The organism is Flavobacterium sp. MFBS3-15, assembly GCF_026107645.2.
In the GTDB taxonomy this organism is placed as follows: domain Bacteria; phylum Bacteroidota; class Bacteroidia; order Flavobacteriales; family Flavobacteriaceae; genus Flavobacterium.
Window position 1 is genome coordinate 83471 of the sequence record NZ_JAPCHV010000008.1, and the last position, 15610, is coordinate 99080.

12 protein-coding genes are annotated in these 15610 nt (G+C 47.2%); 5 read left to right on the forward strand and 7 right to left on the reverse strand.

Annotation, left to right across the window (positions count from 1 at the left end; translation table 11 throughout):
- Positions 1–32 precede the first annotated feature (32 nt).
- The 4 genes from OGH69_RS08690 to OGH69_RS08705 all read left to right on the forward strand — a co-directional run bounded on the left by OGH69_RS08690 (position 33) and on the right by OGH69_RS08705 (position 3200).
- On the forward strand, positions 33–653 hold the full coding sequence (locus OGH69_RS08690) for a hypothetical protein (RefSeq protein WP_265174067.1): 621 nt from the start codon (positions 33–35) through the stop codon (positions 651–653).
- 8 nt (positions 654–661) lie between these two features.
- Positions 662–1309, forward strand: a complete 648-nt coding sequence (locus tag OGH69_RS08695; RefSeq protein ID WP_265174068.1) for a hypothetical protein — start codon at positions 662–664, stop codon at positions 1307–1309.
- A gap of 339 nt (positions 1310–1648) precedes the next feature.
- Positions 1649–2401, forward strand: a complete 753-nt coding sequence (locus OGH69_RS08700; RefSeq protein ID WP_265174069.1) for a sensor histidine kinase — start codon at positions 1649–1651, stop codon at positions 2399–2401.
- Positions 2402–2525: 124 nt separating this feature from the next.
- The gene (locus OGH69_RS08705; RefSeq protein WP_265174070.1) at positions 2526–3200 is read left to right on the forward strand and encodes a response regulator transcription factor; all 675 of its coding nucleotides are present in this window, start codon (positions 2526–2528) and stop codon (positions 3198–3200) included.
- Between the two features lie 499 nt (positions 3201–3699).
- On the opposite strand, the gene OGH69_RS08710 is transcribed toward OGH69_RS08705, so the two are convergent.
- The 7 genes from OGH69_RS08710 to OGH69_RS08740 form a co-directional block, all read right to left on the reverse strand.
- Entirely contained in the window at positions 3700–4680 is a 981-nt protein-coding gene (locus OGH69_RS08710; protein WP_265174071.1) for a glycoside hydrolase family 5 protein, read from the reverse strand.
- Position 4681: 1 nt separating this feature from the next.
- The gene (locus tag OGH69_RS08715; RefSeq protein WP_265174072.1) at positions 4682–5926 is read right to left on the reverse strand and encodes a glycoside hydrolase family 27 protein; all 1245 of its coding nucleotides are present in this window, start codon (positions 5924–5926) and stop codon (positions 4682–4684) included.
- Between the two features lie 58 nt (positions 5927–5984).
- Positions 5985–6974 carry an L-glyceraldehyde 3-phosphate reductase gene (mgrA, locus tag OGH69_RS08720; protein WP_265174073.1) on the reverse strand — a complete coding sequence of 330 codons (990 nt, stop codon included), beginning with the start codon at positions 6972–6974 and terminating at the stop codon, positions 5985–5987.
- Between the two features lie 272 nt (positions 6975–7246).
- Positions 7247–8266 carry an IPT/TIG domain-containing protein gene (locus OGH69_RS08725; protein WP_265174074.1) on the reverse strand — a complete coding sequence of 340 codons (1020 nt, stop codon included), beginning with the start codon at positions 8264–8266 and terminating at the stop codon, positions 7247–7249.
- A gap of 12 nt (positions 8267–8278) precedes the next feature.
- A complete protein-coding gene (locus OGH69_RS08730) occupies positions 8279–9871 on the reverse strand; it encodes a RagB/SusD family nutrient uptake outer membrane protein (protein WP_265174075.1) in 1593 nt (530 codons plus the stop codon).
- Positions 9872–9886: 15 nt separating this feature from the next.
- Complete coding sequence (locus OGH69_RS08735; protein WP_265174076.1) at positions 9887–13078, reverse strand: SusC/RagA family TonB-linked outer membrane protein; 3192 nt, start codon at positions 13076–13078, stop codon at positions 9887–9889.
- 296 nt (positions 13079–13374) lie between these two features.
- Positions 13375–14250, reverse strand: coding sequence for a helix-turn-helix domain-containing protein (locus tag OGH69_RS08740; protein ID WP_265174077.1), 876 nt, complete (start codon positions 14248–14250; stop codon positions 13375–13377).
- Between the two features lie 190 nt (positions 14251–14440).
- Here OGH69_RS08740 and OGH69_RS08745 point away from each other — a divergent pair, with 190 nt between their 5' ends.
- Entirely contained in the window at positions 14441–15592 is a 1152-nt protein-coding gene (locus tag OGH69_RS08745; protein WP_265174078.1) for a glycoside hydrolase family 26 protein, read from the forward strand.
- The last annotated feature ends 18 nt before the right edge of the window (positions 15593–15610 follow it).

The window sequence follows — 15610 nt, forward strand, 5'->3', positions numbered from 1 at the left end:
CATAGCCCCAATTAACCAATAAACTTATATATATGTCAACACACGTATTTACATCGGAGGAAATCCTTGAGAGCATCGCTGCATGGCAGGCAATCATTAGCAACAGTGCGCAACTCATCAAAGCCCTTGAACAGGGTAACACCTTCACTTATGATAACATTAAGCAGGCAGAGCCAACAGAATATATACACGCTTACCCGGGAATTTTTGAGGATAAATTATATTTCTTCGTAATACCTGATGCTTATGATAATGAAGCGTATAAAGATGAGATCAACCTGCACACCCAGTGCCGGCCGGTAATATGGACGTTAATGGGTTCGCATACGATACCCGATTGGGAAGCCGAACTGCGCATAGCCCGTTGGATTGAGCATTACCAGGCTTTTGTAGTAAAGCAGGTTTCAGATCCTGTCGGTATGTTTAAGGCCTTTAATATCCCTGCGGATGATTTTGCAGGCGACGAGTGCCTTGCTACTTTGGGCTTGCAACTCCAGGGTGCCGAAGGGCCCATGTCGGCAGACCTTATTGTAGCGAATGCCAATGATAAGACTTTGGTAGAATTTGATGATTTTGTAAACCCTGTGCCGCCTTTTGGTGCCGCTGCACTAGAATCAAGTTTCTATTTATTACAAGCTGCGGCATCTATCTAATTTAATACATGACCTTTACCAGTTTATATAAATTACTCAATTTTTTATCGCCTTTTATCCTAATTATGGGATTAGGTATAGGTCTGCCCTACTTTAAACGCTTAAATAATATTCACAAAGGCATCATTGGCTATTTGCTAATGATGCTTTTAATTGATATGGCAAGCAGGTTTTTTCAGTACAATTTCGGAAATAACCTGATCGTACTGCTTGTATATAGTCTCGTTGAAATGTTATTTTTTGTTTTCTTTTATTATAAATTTCTTTTTAAGGCAAGCCATATACTGATAAAACTGTTTAGTATTATCGCTGCATCATATATAATTTGGGAATTATTCTACTTTTCAAACAATGTTCGCCAATTTCAGTCTTATGCAAAAGTCGCAGATAATTTTGTTATTATAACTTTAGCACTTGCCTTTTTCAGCGAAAAAATTCATGAATACAAAGAATCGAAACTTGATAGTTTTTACCTAAATGCCGTGATATTAATCTTTTTTTCGATTAATCTGATTTTTTTCCTGCCACTTAATTTTATATTAAATGAACGAACAGGGCTTTATTTCTGGCTTGTTAATTTGATAACAACAGTATCCTTTTATTCTTACCTGATTTATTCTATTATAAAAAACGGGAAAAATTTTAAAAAAGCATAGAAATAAAAATTTTGTAAATTAGTATTTTATTAACTAATAAATCAACTAATTATGAAAGGAATCGCAGGTATATCTTGCATTGAAAGCAGTGAGTACGCGCTTTGTGGCAGAGTTGATCGTCATCAATAAGACAAGCAGCGCTACGTATTATGATAATTATGCGACACCAGTACCACAATATAGCGTAACATTGCCGCAGACAAGCTTCTATCTGCTGACATTGTAGCTAAGTGAATGAAATTACAGAGGGCAGCCGGTAGTCATTTGATTATTGGCTGCCTTTTCCTTTACATTTCTCCCTTAAACTTCCTACTTTTGGGGCATTATTACCCGATGTTTATGGAAAAATGGCAGGACCCCCAGGTAATTGCTATATGGATTACTATCATAGTCGTATTGATATTTACCATCATCCTTTTTGTGGTGAAGATCATGCATGCCGGCTATAAGCGCATGACCGAGGCCAACCTCCGCGAGGCACAGACCCGCCTGGAGCACCAGAAGAAACTCATGGAAACCAACCTCGAGGCGCAGGAAAAGGAGCGCGGGCGCATTGCCGCCGACCTCCACGACAGCCTCATCGGCAAGCTTACCCTTATCCGGATGAAAAGCCAGATAGGGTCGCCACTACCTGAAATTGAAGGCCTGCTGGGCGAAAGCATCACCGAGGCACGCAGGATATCGCACGACCTTACGCCGCCGCTGCTCGAATTCTCCCGTGCCGAAGAACTCATGGAAGGCGTGATCAACCCGTGGAAAGAGAAAATGGACATCCGTTTCCATACCGATGTGCGCGTTGCCGCCGACCTTACCCCCGATGTAAAGATCCAGCTGCTGCGCATAGTGCAGGAACTGCTCACCAACATCATAAAGCACGCCGGCGCAACACAGGTACAGGTAGGCTTCCGCCATACGGCGAATGGCATAGTACTGTCGGTTTCCGACAATGGCAAAGGCTTTGATGCCAAACAGCTCAAAAAAGGGCTGGGCCTCAACAGCCTCGAGTTCCGTATGCAGTACCTTAATGCCAGGTACAAAGTGCGCTCAAAACCGGGGCAGGGGACTACCACATTCATGGCTGCGGCTGTGTAGAAGCTGGCCTTGAATTTTTACTTCTTTTGTTTCAGGACAAAAGAAGAATTATATTTACGGAATCATTTACTTTGTTAAGCCTCCGTGACTATCGGGTGAAGTGAGGCCAAAAACAAACCAACCCATGGAAAACATCAAAATAGCCATTACCGACGATGATGCGCTCATCGTAAGCCTTCTGCAGGCCTACCTGCACAGTGTAGAGGGGTTTGAGGTATTGTTTACCGCCAATGAAGGCAGTGCTTTACTGGAGCAGCTTGAGGCAGTCCCGGTACTACCCGACGTACTGATACTCGACCTGAAGATGGAAGGCATGGACGGCCTGCAGGTTGCCGAGCACATGAAGGCAAAGTATCCTTCGGTTAGTGTTATTGTGGTGTCATCGCATTACCAGCGCAGCTTTATGGGCTTCATGCTCAAAATGGGGGTGGCGGCCTTTTTGCCAAAAGGCATTTCACCCATCGACCTGGTTGAAATCATCCGTACCGTGCACAGCCAGGGTTACTACTTCCAGCCGGACCAGGTAAATGCATTGCGTGACCAGATATCCTCCAAATCGCCAAAGCCATCACTGGAACAGGAAGACAGCCTCTCGGATAGGGAAACAGAAGTGCTGCGCCTCATTTGCCAGCAAAAGACTGCCAAGGAAATTGCCGATGCCCTGTTTACCACACAGCGTACCATAGAAGGGCATAAAAGCAGCCTTTTTGCCAAAACAGGCGCCAAGAATATTGCCGGCCTTGTGATCTTTGCCATACAGCACGGCGTCATCAGGGTGGAGGAACTCCCCCTTATTTAGCCTTAATTCCTTGTTTACAGGGTATTTAAGGTGTGTTTTATCTCTTTATCTTATCAAAATTTTAACATTTTTGCGGTAATTACCTGTTTTACAAAAACAGGTAATTTCTACCTATGCCGGATAATCCCTTCTTGCTACTTTTGACTCAGGATAATGATTAAATAATGTTATAGTTGCACAATACCATTTACAAAGTTATCTGATTAAAAAAGCCCGGCGGGATTAATAATTCGGTGTTCATGCCCCCTAAGAATGCCAACCTCCCTCCCTACTGAATTATGTCTTACATAGTCCCGCCGCTTTTTTATTTTGAATGAAGGCAAACTTTTAGCGCCCCCAAGATGCCAAAAGTTTTTAGTTTTATAGATGTTAAGCAGCGGGTGTGGTAGCTCGCTGCTTTTTTTTGCGGGTGTATATAAACCCAAAGCCCCCGCTTGCGCAGGGGCTTCTAACCCAAATTTAAACTAACTCAACTTATCTTTTCGAATATCTACGGTGACTACTTTTTATTTGCCTTTGGCGCTTTGTTTAGTTTTCGCAGGTATTCCCTTGTCTTAATGCCGCTTTCCTTCAGGTCCTGTTGTTTCCATCCGCCGTCAGATGCCGCCGATTTTTGCAATACGCTGCACGTCTCATCCTTGTCAGATACCGACCATGTTACCCAGCTCAGCCCTCTGGCTTCCATCCAGTCGATCCACCGCTGCCATTCCTCCGGGTTCAGGGGTCCGTCTCCGGTCGCTTCCATCCCGGCACATTCCGATATGAATACCGGCAGGCCCTTTTGCAGTGCGCCATCGGTGCGGTCGCGCAGCTCCTGCTTGTGGGTCGCGGCATAAAAATGCACCGTATACATGAGGTTGTCGTAACCCTTGATAGGGTCCGCGGCAGGCAGGTGGATGTCCTGATCCCAGTGCGGACAGCCTACGAGGATGATATTATCCGGGTCATTCTTGCGGATCACCTTTATTACCTCCTCGCTGTAGGCTTTTACATCGGTCCAGCTTTCGTCGTCGGGCTCGTTGAATACCTCATATATGACATTGGGATATTTGCCGTATTTTTTAGACATACCGTCAAAAAATGCTTTGGCTTCCTCAAGGTTGATGTTGTGGCTATGCCAGTCGATGATTACATAAATATCCTCTTTGATGGCACCATCTACCACCGCCATTATCTTTTTCCTGCTGTCTGCCGGGTTTTCCTTGTAGGTAAGGCCTTCGCTGCCGGTCTCTATGCCCATCGCGGCGCGTACCACATTGGCATGCCAGTCATCCTTCAGCCATTTTACAGCCCCGGCGTTGTAGAACCTCGGCCAAAAGCTGTGCCACCCAAAGCTCATGCCGCGCAGCATTACGTGATTGCCGTCTTTGTTTACCAGCTGTGTGCCTTTTACGCTAAGCTGACCGTGCTCCTTTACGCCCTGCCCGAACGAGAGGGCAGAGAACAGCAGTACAGGCAGTGTTTTAATGAAATGCTTCATGTTATTTGGTTTTGCTAAGCCTTAGGGTAATGATGTCGTGGGCAGGCACTTCGGCTTTAAAAGCCTTTTTTGTTGTGGCTGTGCCCTTGTCCTTTTTATCCCAAAGGTTCTTTATTTTATAAGTCGTAGTGCCAAAAGCCGCATCCAGCGTGTTAACGTTGTCATACACCTTTTGCGTGGCCCAGTTAAAGTCGATTTTTTTAGCCGTTGTATTGCGGTTCAGGAACGCGATGGCCCAGTCGCCGCCCTGTAGCGGCTTTGCCCATATTTCCAGCCCGTCTTCGGCAGAAACTTTAAAGCCCTGTATGCCCAGCTTGTCCTGGTTGATGGCAATTACCTCTTTGTTCGTCAAAACTTCAATGGTCTCCTTTGTCATGCTCCTCAGGTCGTTACCCGCAATAAGCGGTGCGGCAAGCATGGCCCACATGGTAAAGTGCGCCCTGTCTTCGCCTGCGGTCAGTGCGCCGTTGCCCACCTCGAGCATGTCGGGGTCATTCCAGTGCCCCGGGCCAGCATACCGGCGAAGGCCTTCCTGCTTGTCCAGTATCTGCATTACGCCAAAAGCTTTCCAGCTGCCATGGTCCTTTATGCAGTCGAAGCAGTTGTAAATGTCGCCCGTCGTCCTCCACAGGTGGCCTACGTTCTGTCCCCATTTCCATGGTTCGTCGTTACCCCATTCGCAAATGCTCAGTACAATTGGGCGGCCTGCCCGCTTCAGGGCGGCTGTCATGGTTTTGTAAGCACCTTCGGCTTTCAGGCCTTCGGTGTTGCACCAGTCATATTTCAGGTAATCAATGCCCCATGATGCGTAGGTAAGCGCATCCTGGAACTCATAGCCGCGGCTGCCCGGCCTTCCGCCACAGGTCTGGCTCCCGGCATCACTGTAAATGCCAAGCTTCAGTCCTTTGCTGTGCACATAGTCGGCAACGGCTTTCATCCCATTCGGGAAACGCTTCGGGTCGGGGCTTAAGAACCCTTTCTCATCACGGTCGCCATGCCAGCAGTCGTCAATGTTTATGTAGGTGTAGCCTGCATCCTTCATACCGCTGCTCACCATGGCATCGGCCATTTGCTTTATCATGTCCTCGTCTACATTGCAGGCAAATTTGTTCCAGCTGTTCCAACCCATTGGCGGTGTCATGGCCAGGTCAGGGTACTTGGTGTAATCCTGTACATAATTGTTGCCCTGCGCCGTTGCGGCAAGGATTACCAGTAATGTAAAAACAGGACAGAGTATTTTTTTCATTGTTGTGTTATTTTATGCCATACGTTGCAATGCAACGGAAACACTATCAATAATGGTTTTATTTTAAAATTGTTTCAATCGCATCCAGCTCTTCACGGCTGAAGGCAATATTGTTAAGGCTTTGCAGCGAATCGGTAACCTGTGCCGGCTTGCTTGCCCCAATGAGTACCGATGTCACCCTTTCATCCTTCAGCAGCCATGCCAGTGCCATGTGCGCCAGCTTTTGCCCGCGTTGCCCGGCCAACGCATTGAGTTTTTTAATCGTATCCAGCTTTTCAGGTGTTATGCTGCTTTCGTTCAGGAACACTCCGCTTGTGGCCACCCGCGAGTCTGCCGGTATGCCATTGAGGTATTTGTCCGTAAGCATCCCCTGCGCAAGAGGGGAGAAGGGGATGCACCCTACACCTTCATTTCCCAGTACATCAAGCAGGCCTTTCTCAGGGCCGCGCTCAAACATGGAGTACTTCGGCTGGTGTATCAGGCAGGGTGTGCCCAGTTCGTTCAGCATTTTTATGGCTTTTCCAGCTTGTTCCGCAGTGTAGTTCGATATCCCGGCATACAGTGCTTTTCCCTGCCTCACGATGAGGTCGAGTGCCTGCATGGTCTCTTCCAAAGGCGTATCCGGATCCGGGCGGTGGTGGTAAAAAATGTCCACATAGTCCAGCTTCATCCTTTTCAGGCTCTGGTCCAGGCTCGATACCAGGTATTTTTTCGATCCCCAGTCGCCATAAGGGCCATCCCACATGGTGTATCCTGCCTTTGTCGAAACAATCAGCTCATCACGGTAACCGTTCAGGTCATTGTGCAATATCTTCCCAAAGTTTTCTTCGGCGCTTCCCGGTGGCGGGCCGTAATTGTTGGCAAGGTCAAAGTGGGTAATGCCGTTGTCAAATGCCGTATGGATGATGTTGCGGCTGTTCTCAAAATCGTTTACATGCCCAAAATTGTGCCATAGCCCAAGCGACAATGCCGGGAGCTTAAGCCCGCTGTTGCCGCACCTGCGGTATTGGATGTTGCTGTATCGTGACGAAGACGGTTGGTATTCCATTGTGTTATCGGATTTTGCGTTTAGTTTTAAAAGGACTATACCGCAAAGATGCGCAAAGAAGGCGCAAAGTTTCGTGAAGGACTATTAAATTAACAGAAGCGAAGTTCGCACACGTTTTATTTTGCCTTTTGGCAAAATTGCTTATGGGCATCTCCAAACTATACCTTTGTGGGCCTTTGCGTCTTCTTTGCGCATCTTTGCGGTACTTTTCTTTAAAAACATTCCCTGATGTTTGGTCAGGGAATGTACACAAAAACAACTTATATCTGATATTAATCTACAGTATAACCGAAGTTGTCGAAATAATAGTTATGGGCCGAACCGGTAAACTCCTGGAATGTTATGTTTTGCAGTGCGGCAGGGTTGCCCAGCTGCTCCCAGGTATAGCGGTATTCTGTCCACTCTTTATTGATGATTACGGCTTTTGATGCATCGCCCCATCCGTTTCCGTTGATGATTGGTACAAGCTTAGCGCCCTCATCGTCAGAGCGTACCCAGAAGTGGATTCCGGTGTACTGTGACAGTTGGTCGTTCCATGCCCAGTTGCCCTGGATGTTGTCCCATCCGTTGATGGTTTTCTTGATGAACTTCACTCCCTGGTAGGCTTTTTCGGCATCGGTCACGTAGGTGTGGTTGTTCCATGGCTCAATGTCCCATGGCGCGTAGAAAGCATCGTCATAAATGGCGGTTCCTACAGCCGTTCCCCATTCCGACTCGCCCGAAATGGTCGATACGGTAACCGTTTGGAGCTGCGATCCTGCCGGCAGGATTGCCACAATTTCGGTTAGTGTACTTGATACGATCTGTGCCTGGTTGCCGCCTACCGTAACAGTAGGGTCGAGGAAGAATGACCCGTAAATGGTGATCTGCTCGCCATCGGCAGCATTTACCGGCTGGAAACTCCTTACAAACGGCGCCGGCGGAGCCACCACAAAATGATATACGGCAGTACCTTCAGGAGTTACTACTTTCAGTTCGTCAGGTGCATTTTCATAAGGCGTATTCCTGTCGATGGTTACAAATATTACTTCATCGGTCACCAGTGTTGAGTTAAAGTATGTATCCGTTTCATTGAAATAGATCTTTTCTGTACCCGTAAAGCCACGCCCACGGATGATGTACATATTATCAGCATAGCCCTGCTCTACAAGCGAATCGTTTTGGGCCAGGCTCACGCTTTCGATAACAGGCTGCCCGCCTCCTGAAGAGTCATCTTCGCTACAGGCTGAAAACAGCGCTATGGAAGCAACAGCCAGCAATCCAAATAAGTGTTTGATGTTCAGATTTTTCATATCGCGATTTTTTTAATTAAAGTTATACGGCACCGGATCGGCAAGGAGCAATGGGTTTTTAGCCACGTCGTTGTCCGGGTAGTCCAGGTAAAAGTCAGATTCATCCGGGGTAAAATACTCTGCAGTAAACATATTGCCCCTGTTTTGTGCTGCAATGAAAGCTATGGCCTGAGCCCTTGGCAGCCTGCCCAGGTCGAACCAAAAGTCGCCCTCAAAGCACAGCTCACGCCTTCTTTCAAGGAAGATGTCGTCAAACGTGATGCTTGTCGCAACCGGCTGGTTGGCCCTTGCCCTCACCGCATTGAACGATGCCAATGCACTGGCGTCAGATGTGCTTCCGCCACCGGCCAGTACGGCCTCAGCGTGGATGAGCAATAGGTCGGCATATCGCATGATGTAGGTGTTGTTCTCCATCATCGCCCAGGCATCAATAGGCCCGGTAGCATTCCCGTTCACAATGCCCTGGCAGTATTTCTTGATAGCCATTCCCGCGCCCTGTCCACCAATCTGGTCGGCTGCAGGAACGGTAAAGCCAACCTGCTCTGTTGTGCCGTTTACGATCACTTTCATGTTCGGATAGCTATTGCCGGGGAACATGATGGTTTCATTTTTCCTCGCATCACCGGGTTCATACAGGTCAAGTACATCCTGCGAAGGGGCAAACACGCCCCCGTAGGAAGCATTTGATGTGGTAAGCGCAGCGGTACTGATGCCAAACTGCGTGTTGCAGTTGCTGGCCGAACCGTAGTTGCCGTCGGTTACCCACTGCAGTGCGAATATCGACTCTTCGTTATTATTATTCGGATACGTGAAAAGGTCCCCGAATGTTTTGCCCGGAAGCTCAGCGCCGCCCAAAAGCTTGAACTCGCCGCTGTTGATCACTTCTTCAGCCAGCTGCCTTGCTTCTGTATACTCTTTTTGGTAGAGGTGCACCTTGGCGAGCATCGCCTTAGCCGAACCCTTTGATACGCGGCCGTTTGCCGAGTAGTTGGACCCCCTTACTTTTGCATACAGCTTTTCGATGGCCATGTTGTAATCGCTTTCTATAAGCGTGTAAATGTCCTCAATCCTGTTGGTGTTGATGTTTGGCGTCGATACATAATCCAGGTTGTTCTCGATGATAGGCACCGGGCCCCATAGCCTTACCAGGTAAAAGTAAGCGGTAGCCCTCATGAAGTAGGCTTCACCTATGGTGTTCTGGAGCACTTCGTCATCCACGCCTGGACCCACACGGTCGGCAAGGAAGTTGATGATGGCGTTCGCCTGGGCTACGTTGGCCCAAAGCGACCTCCATCCCTGGTTAAGCTCCGGGTCACTGCCGTTCAGCGAAAAGTTGCGCATGGCGCTAACGTCGCTGGAGCCGGAATACATGTTCCCGGACCCTACCTCTGCCACAGCAAAGAAGAACTTGTTGTGGAACTGGAACCACGTACGGGCATACATACCGTTGGTGGCCGACTCTACCTGCGCGTTGGTGCTGTAGTAGGCATCAAGGCTGATACCGTCTTCCGGTGGGCGGTTGGTAAATTCCTCCGAGCAGGACCATAATATTGAAAATACAACTGCTATGCTTAACAATTTGTATGTATTGCGAAATCTTTTCATTTTCTTTTTCTTTTTTTAGAATTCAACATTTACGCCCACAGACCATGTTCTTGGAGTCGGGTACCTTCCGTTGTCAATCCCTGTTAGGAGCTGGTTCTGGTTGAAGGAACCAATCTCAGGGTCATATCCGCTATACTTAGTAAAGGTGTGAAGGTTTTGCACGCTTCCGTACAGCCTCACCCTGCTTAGTTTAATTTTCGAAACCAAGTCGCCCGGCAGCGTATAGCCCAGTGTCAGGTTTTGTATCCTTGCATACGACCCGTCTTCTACATAACGGCTTGATATCTGCACGTTCGGGTTGCTTTGCGTGCCAATTGGCCTCGGTATGTCAGTATTGGTGTTTTCCGGTGTCCAGTAGTTAAGCGCGTCTGCAAGCGCGTTTTGGTACAGGCCGGAGTTCGACGTGCCGTTCCTGTAGGTAAGGTTCATAATATCGTTCCCCACAGATCCCTGTACGAATACCGAAAGGTCAAAATTCTTGTAGCTGAAACTGTTGGTAAAACCAAAGGTAAAGTCGGGGTGCGGGTTGCCGATGAATGTTTTATCATTGGCATCGATCACGCCGTTGCCATCAACATCTTTGTATTTCACATCGCCCAGGTAAGTTTGCCCTGCACCGGGGCCAACGCTTTGCTCAAATTGTATCGGGGCATTGTCAAGCTGCTCCTGTGTTGTGAAAAGCCCTTCTGCCACATAGCCGTAGAACATTCCTATCGGATGGCCTACTTCAGTATTAGTAGCAACTACCGGAATATAGCCGTTGGTGTTCACTTCCTGCGTAAGCGGAAGCCCGTCCTGTATGGCTGTAAGCTCGTTGCGGTAGCGTGAGAATACAAGGGTAGAGTTCCATTTGAATTCGCCCCTTGTAGAATAGGTAAGGGTGATGTCGACACCTTTGTTCTGCATTTCCCCAAGGTTGGAGATTGGTGCCGCGATACCGCCATACTGCGATCCGCCACCGGTCAGGTAGTCGGCAAGCGGTACCTGGAACAGGAAGTCTTTTGATGTTTTGTTGTAAAAGTCAACGCTGGCGCCAAACCTTTCGTCAAGAAGGGTAAAGTCGATACCAAAATTGGTTTGCTGCATCGATTCCCAGGTAAGGTTTGGGTTGGGGATGTTCGATACCAGGAAGCCTGAACCAAGGCCGGAGTTCTGCTGGTTAAGCATTGCCGTATACCTGTTGTTCTCAATCTGCTGGTTACCCGTTTCACCGTAGCCTAAGCGGAATTTGATGTTGTCGATATACTTGCGTGTGCTTTCCATGAAGTTTTCATTAGAAAGTTTCCATGAGCCTGATACTGCCGGGAAATAGCCCCATTGGTTCTTCGTAGTAGGGTCAAATTTAGAAGAACGGTCGGCCCTGTAGGTAGCAGAAACACTGTAACGGTCATCATATTCATAAATGGCACGGCCAAATAGTGAGAACAGTGCAGCGCTGCCTTTGTAGCCTGTAACCGTGCTTTGTGCAGGGTCGGCAAGGTTGAGCCCGTAAGGGGAGTTGCTCTGGAAACCTGTCGCATAAGCAGATATGCCCGACCAGTGGCTGTCATTGGCTTCCTGTCCGGCCAATAGCGTTATCTTGTGCTTCCCGAACATCTTGTCATACGAAAGCAGGTTCTTCAGGTTGATGGAGTACCAGTTCTGCCTTCTTTCATCAAGGTCGGCACTTGCGTTGGTCTGCACGCCCCATGCATATTGCGGCCTGAATTCGGTATGCTCCGAGAACTCGGTGTTTGCACCCAGCTCCAGCCTGTACTTGAGCCCTTTTAGTAACTCAGCTTCGGCATATACATTGCCCAGGAAGTTTTTGCGTATCAGCTTGTTGTCTTTAGATAATGCTTCCGCAACCGGGTTGAAGTAGGTAACATTCTGGCTGTTGTCCAGTGGCCCGGCAAACGATCCGTCAGGGTTGCGTACCGGTATGTCCGGCGCCTGTAGCAACGTGTTGCTGATGATACCGCCGTAGCTCTGGTTGATGGTAAGGACCTCATTGGTGATACCGGTGCTGATGTTGGCACCTACCTTAAGCCAATCCTTCACTTTTGTGTCGAGATTAAGCCTCATGGTGTATCTCTTATAGCCTGAACCTAAAAGTACCCCTTCCTGGTCCATAAAACCGCCTGAGAGGTAGTATGAAGTCGTCTCGCTACCCCCCGAAAATGCCAGCTGATGGCTCTTGGTTACCGCAGTACGGTACACTTCGTCCTGCCAGTCGGTACCGTTGCCCAATAGTTCAGGATGAGCGAACTCCGGACGAAGCTGGTCCGGTGAAACACCGAATAGCAATGATAGTTCGTTCTGGTACTGAGCGTATTGGCGAAGGTTTAGCACGTCCAGCTTCTTAGATATGGCCGAAGCTGAGGTCCAACCCTCGTAAGATAGCTTCCCTGTGCCTTTTTTACCCGATTTGGTAGTGATTATGATAACGCCATTGGCGCCCCTGGAGCCATAAATGGCCGTTGCAGATGCATCTTTTAGGATGTCAATTGACAAAATATCATTAGGGTTAATCATCGATAATGGGCTCACAGCGTTGTTACCCGCACTGCCGCTTGATGAGAAGTCGTTGCCGCTGACAGGCCTGCCACTCATCGACTTACCTGTTGCATCTCCTGATACAGGCACGCCGTCGATAACGTAAAGGGGTTCGTTAGTTCCTGATATTGAGGTGGTACCGCGCACACGGATGGATACCGCACTACCCGGCTGCCCCGAGTTGTTGGTTACCGATACACCCGCTGCTTTACCCTGTATCATCTGGTCCACGGTAGTTTGCTTAAGGTTTTCAATGTCTTTTGTACGGATGGTTGATACGGCGCTCGTAATATCGTCCCTGCGCTGTGTACCGTATCCGATTACGACAACTTCCTCCAATTGTTCGCTTCCTTCCACAAGCGTCACGTTGATTTGTTGGCGTCCGTTAACTTTAATTTCCTGTGTTTCAAAGCCTATAAAGCTGTACACAAGCACTGCGTCGGCAGGGACATCGATGGCATATTCACCGTCAACATTGGTGGCAACACCTGTTTGTGTGCCTTTAATGGAAACGTTTACCCCCGGTATGGTCATCCCGCTTCCGTCGGACACCACCCCTGATACCGTGTTTTGTGCCTGTACGGCACCCGCACAGCAAAACAGGATGAGGTAAACAAGGGAGCGGCCCCCTGTGCACCATTTAATAAGATCATGTAGTAGAGTATTACCCATAGTAATTTGTGTTTGGTTAGTTACTAAATCTTAAAATAAATAACAAATTCTTTTGACTATCAATAATTTTAGGTAGGGAATATTGACAAAAACAAATTTATGGGAGTTGTTAAGCGTTTGTTAATATTATTTTATCATTTATTGATAATATTTTCTCTAACGATTGCGTAAATATTATATCTATAAGTGTGAGAAAATAAGTTGTAAAAATTAAATCATTGATTTACAGTGATTAAAATAGTTTATGATTTACCTTTTACAACCAATAAGGGCAATATTTTTTAATCATTTGCTGTTTAAAGGAAGCGTTTCATGCCGTAAAATTCTTCGCGGTACTGGCTTGGGGTTGTGTTTTTTATGCTCTTAAAAATACGGTTGAAATTGGCAATATTATTAAAGCCCGATTTGAATGCAATTTCAGAAATGCTTAGGTCTTTTTCTACAAGCCATCGCGCAGAATATCCAACACGGATGTCGTTCAGGTAGTTGACAAATGTCTTGCCTGTACGTTTCTTGATGAACCTGTTGAAAGATACGGGGCTCATGTTTGCTACATTTGAAACGTCGTCCAGGGTAATCTTTTCGGAGAAGTTCTTTTGTACATATTCGTAAATCAGCTTCATCTTGTCGTCATCTTCAAAAGTGTCATAATCAACAGTGAAGGTCGAAAGCAGCCTTTGGTTTCTTGAGTTGGCCATATCATGGAGTATGGAAATGATTTCAAGGAAATAGTCCATACCATCGAGTTTGGAGATCCTTACCAGCCTGTCAGCAAGTTCGGCTCCCGTTTTTTTTGAGAACAGTATCCCGTGATTGGATCTGTTGAACATGTCGCGTATCGGCTGCATGATGCGTCGTTCCAGCATCGAATCGCTAAACAGGTCGTTGTGGAATTGTATTGTTATTTCGTGTATCTTCTTATTCTTGCACTTGTGAAGTTCCCAGCCATGATACAGGTTCGGGCCAACCAGTACTAATTCTACATCGTCAATCTCCTCGATATGGTCGCCCACGATCCGTTTTACGCCTTTCCCGTTGAGTATGAAGTTGATTTCAAATTCCTCATGGTAATGTATGGGGAAGTCGAAAGTATCTTTGGTGCGGTCAAAAACAAGGAAGCTGTCACCTTTTGTAAGCGGCGGGATCTCACGATAGAACTTTTGGTTGTCCATATTTTAAATATTTAGTGCAATTATATGATATAAATTTGATAAAATAATATTAACTTAAATTTATGAGTCAAATTATCTTTGGCATTATCAAAAAAGTGTCTTTAAAATTACACTGTCCTAAAATATAGATATAAATATTTGTGAATTTCACAATCCTATAGGCTTAACTTTGAAGCAGATGCAACACCTAATGAAGAACCTTTTATTAATAATACCGGCCTTTTTGATGCTGCTTTCCTGCAAAGGGACTTCGCAAACTACTGCTTTGGCTCCCATGCCTGCAGATAAAAAGGCAACCAAAGAAACCGTTGCCTTGTACCAAAACCTTTTCCGCCTGAAGGAGAAGGGGTACATGTTCGGCCATCAGGATGCACTGGCTTATGGTGTGGAGTGGAAGTATGAAGAGGGCAGGAGCGATGTAAAAGATGTAACCGGTGATTATCCTGCGGTGTATGGCTGGGATTTTGGCCGCATAGAGAATAAAGAATCGAAAGACCTTGACGGCGTGCCGTTCGATAAAATGCGCGAATGGATGAAGCAGGTGTATGACCGTGGCGGCATCAATACCGTGAGCTGGCACGTAAATAATCCGCTTAGCGGCAAGGACGCGTGGGATAACCCTCCGGGCACGGTAGCTTCGGTACTGCCGGGAGGTTCGCAGCACGAAAAATACAAAGGCTGGTTGGACAACGCGGCTGAATACCTTTTGACTTTGAAAGGCAGCGATGGGAAGCCGATTCCGATATTATACCGTCCGTACCACGAGTTTACGGGCGACTGGTTCTGGTGGTGCAAAAATACGACCACGCCACAGCAGTTCAGGGAATTGTGGGTTTTTACAGTAAAATACTTCCAGGGCAAAGGCGTGCACAACCTGATCTATGTATACAATACATCCAACGAAAATGTGGCTACCGAAGCCAACTTCATGGAATATTACCCCGGTGATGAGTGGGTAGATATGGTGAGTTTCGATGTATACCAGGGCGGCGAGGGCGAAAAGCGCGAAAAGTTCCTGAAGGAAACCAAAAACATTGTTGCCATAATGGATAAGGTGGCCCGCGAACACAATAAGCTGTGCGCTATTGCCGAAACGGGTTACGAAGCAGTGCCGGATGCCAAATGGTGGACGGGCACATTGGCGGAGGCTATTGGCAACCATAAAATATCGTATGTGTTGGTATGGCGCAACCACGGCTGGAATGACTGGTTCAAGCCGGCCAAAATGCACTACTACGGCCCCTACAAAGGCCAGGTTTCCGAAAAAGATTTCATAGAATTTTATAACCGAAAGAATACATTGTTCCAAAGCGATGTGACTAAAGAAAAATTATACCGATAAGCGTATAAGCCACAGAAC

Excerpts from the sequence above, each read along its gene's own strand:
- OGH69_RS08690 (WP_265174067.1), top strand. The coding sequence starts at position 33 with ATGTCAACACACGTATTTACATCGGAGGAAATCCTTGAGAGCATCGCT.
- OGH69_RS08695 (WP_265174068.1), top strand. The coding sequence starts at position 662 with ATGACCTTTACCAGTTTATATAAATTACTCAATTTTTTATCGCCTTTT.
- OGH69_RS08700 (WP_265174069.1), top strand. The coding sequence starts at position 1,649 with ATGGAAAAATGGCAGGACCCCCAGGTAATTGCTATATGGATTACTATC.
- OGH69_RS08705 (WP_265174070.1), top strand. The coding sequence starts at position 2,526 with ATGGAAAACATCAAAATAGCCATTACCGACGATGATGCGCTCATCGTA.
- OGH69_RS08710 (WP_265174071.1), bottom strand. The coding sequence starts at position 4,680 with ATGAAGCATTTCATTAAAACACTGCCTGTACTGCTGTTCTCTGCCCTC.
- OGH69_RS08715 (WP_265174072.1), bottom strand. The coding sequence starts at position 5,926 with ATGAAAAAAATACTCTGTCCTGTTTTTACATTACTGGTAATCCTTGCC.
- mgrA (WP_265174073.1), bottom strand. The coding sequence starts at position 6,974 with ATGGAATACCAACCGTCTTCGTCACGATACAGCAACATCCAATACCGC.
- OGH69_RS08725 (WP_265174074.1), bottom strand. The coding sequence starts at position 8,266 with ATGAAAAATCTGAACATCAAACACTTATTTGGATTGCTGGCTGTTGCT.
- OGH69_RS08730 (WP_265174075.1), bottom strand. The coding sequence starts at position 9,871 with ATGAAAAGATTTCGCAATACATACAAATTGTTAAGCATAGCAGTTGTA.
- OGH69_RS08735 (WP_265174076.1), bottom strand. The coding sequence starts at position 13,078 with ATGGGTAATACTCTACTACATGATCTTATTAAATGGTGCACAGGGGGC.
- OGH69_RS08740 (WP_265174077.1), bottom strand. The coding sequence starts at position 14,250 with ATGGACAACCAAAAGTTCTATCGTGAGATCCCGCCGCTTACAAAAGGT.
- OGH69_RS08745 (WP_265174078.1), top strand. The coding sequence starts at position 14,441 with ATGAAGAACCTTTTATTAATAATACCGGCCTTTTTGATGCTGCTTTCC.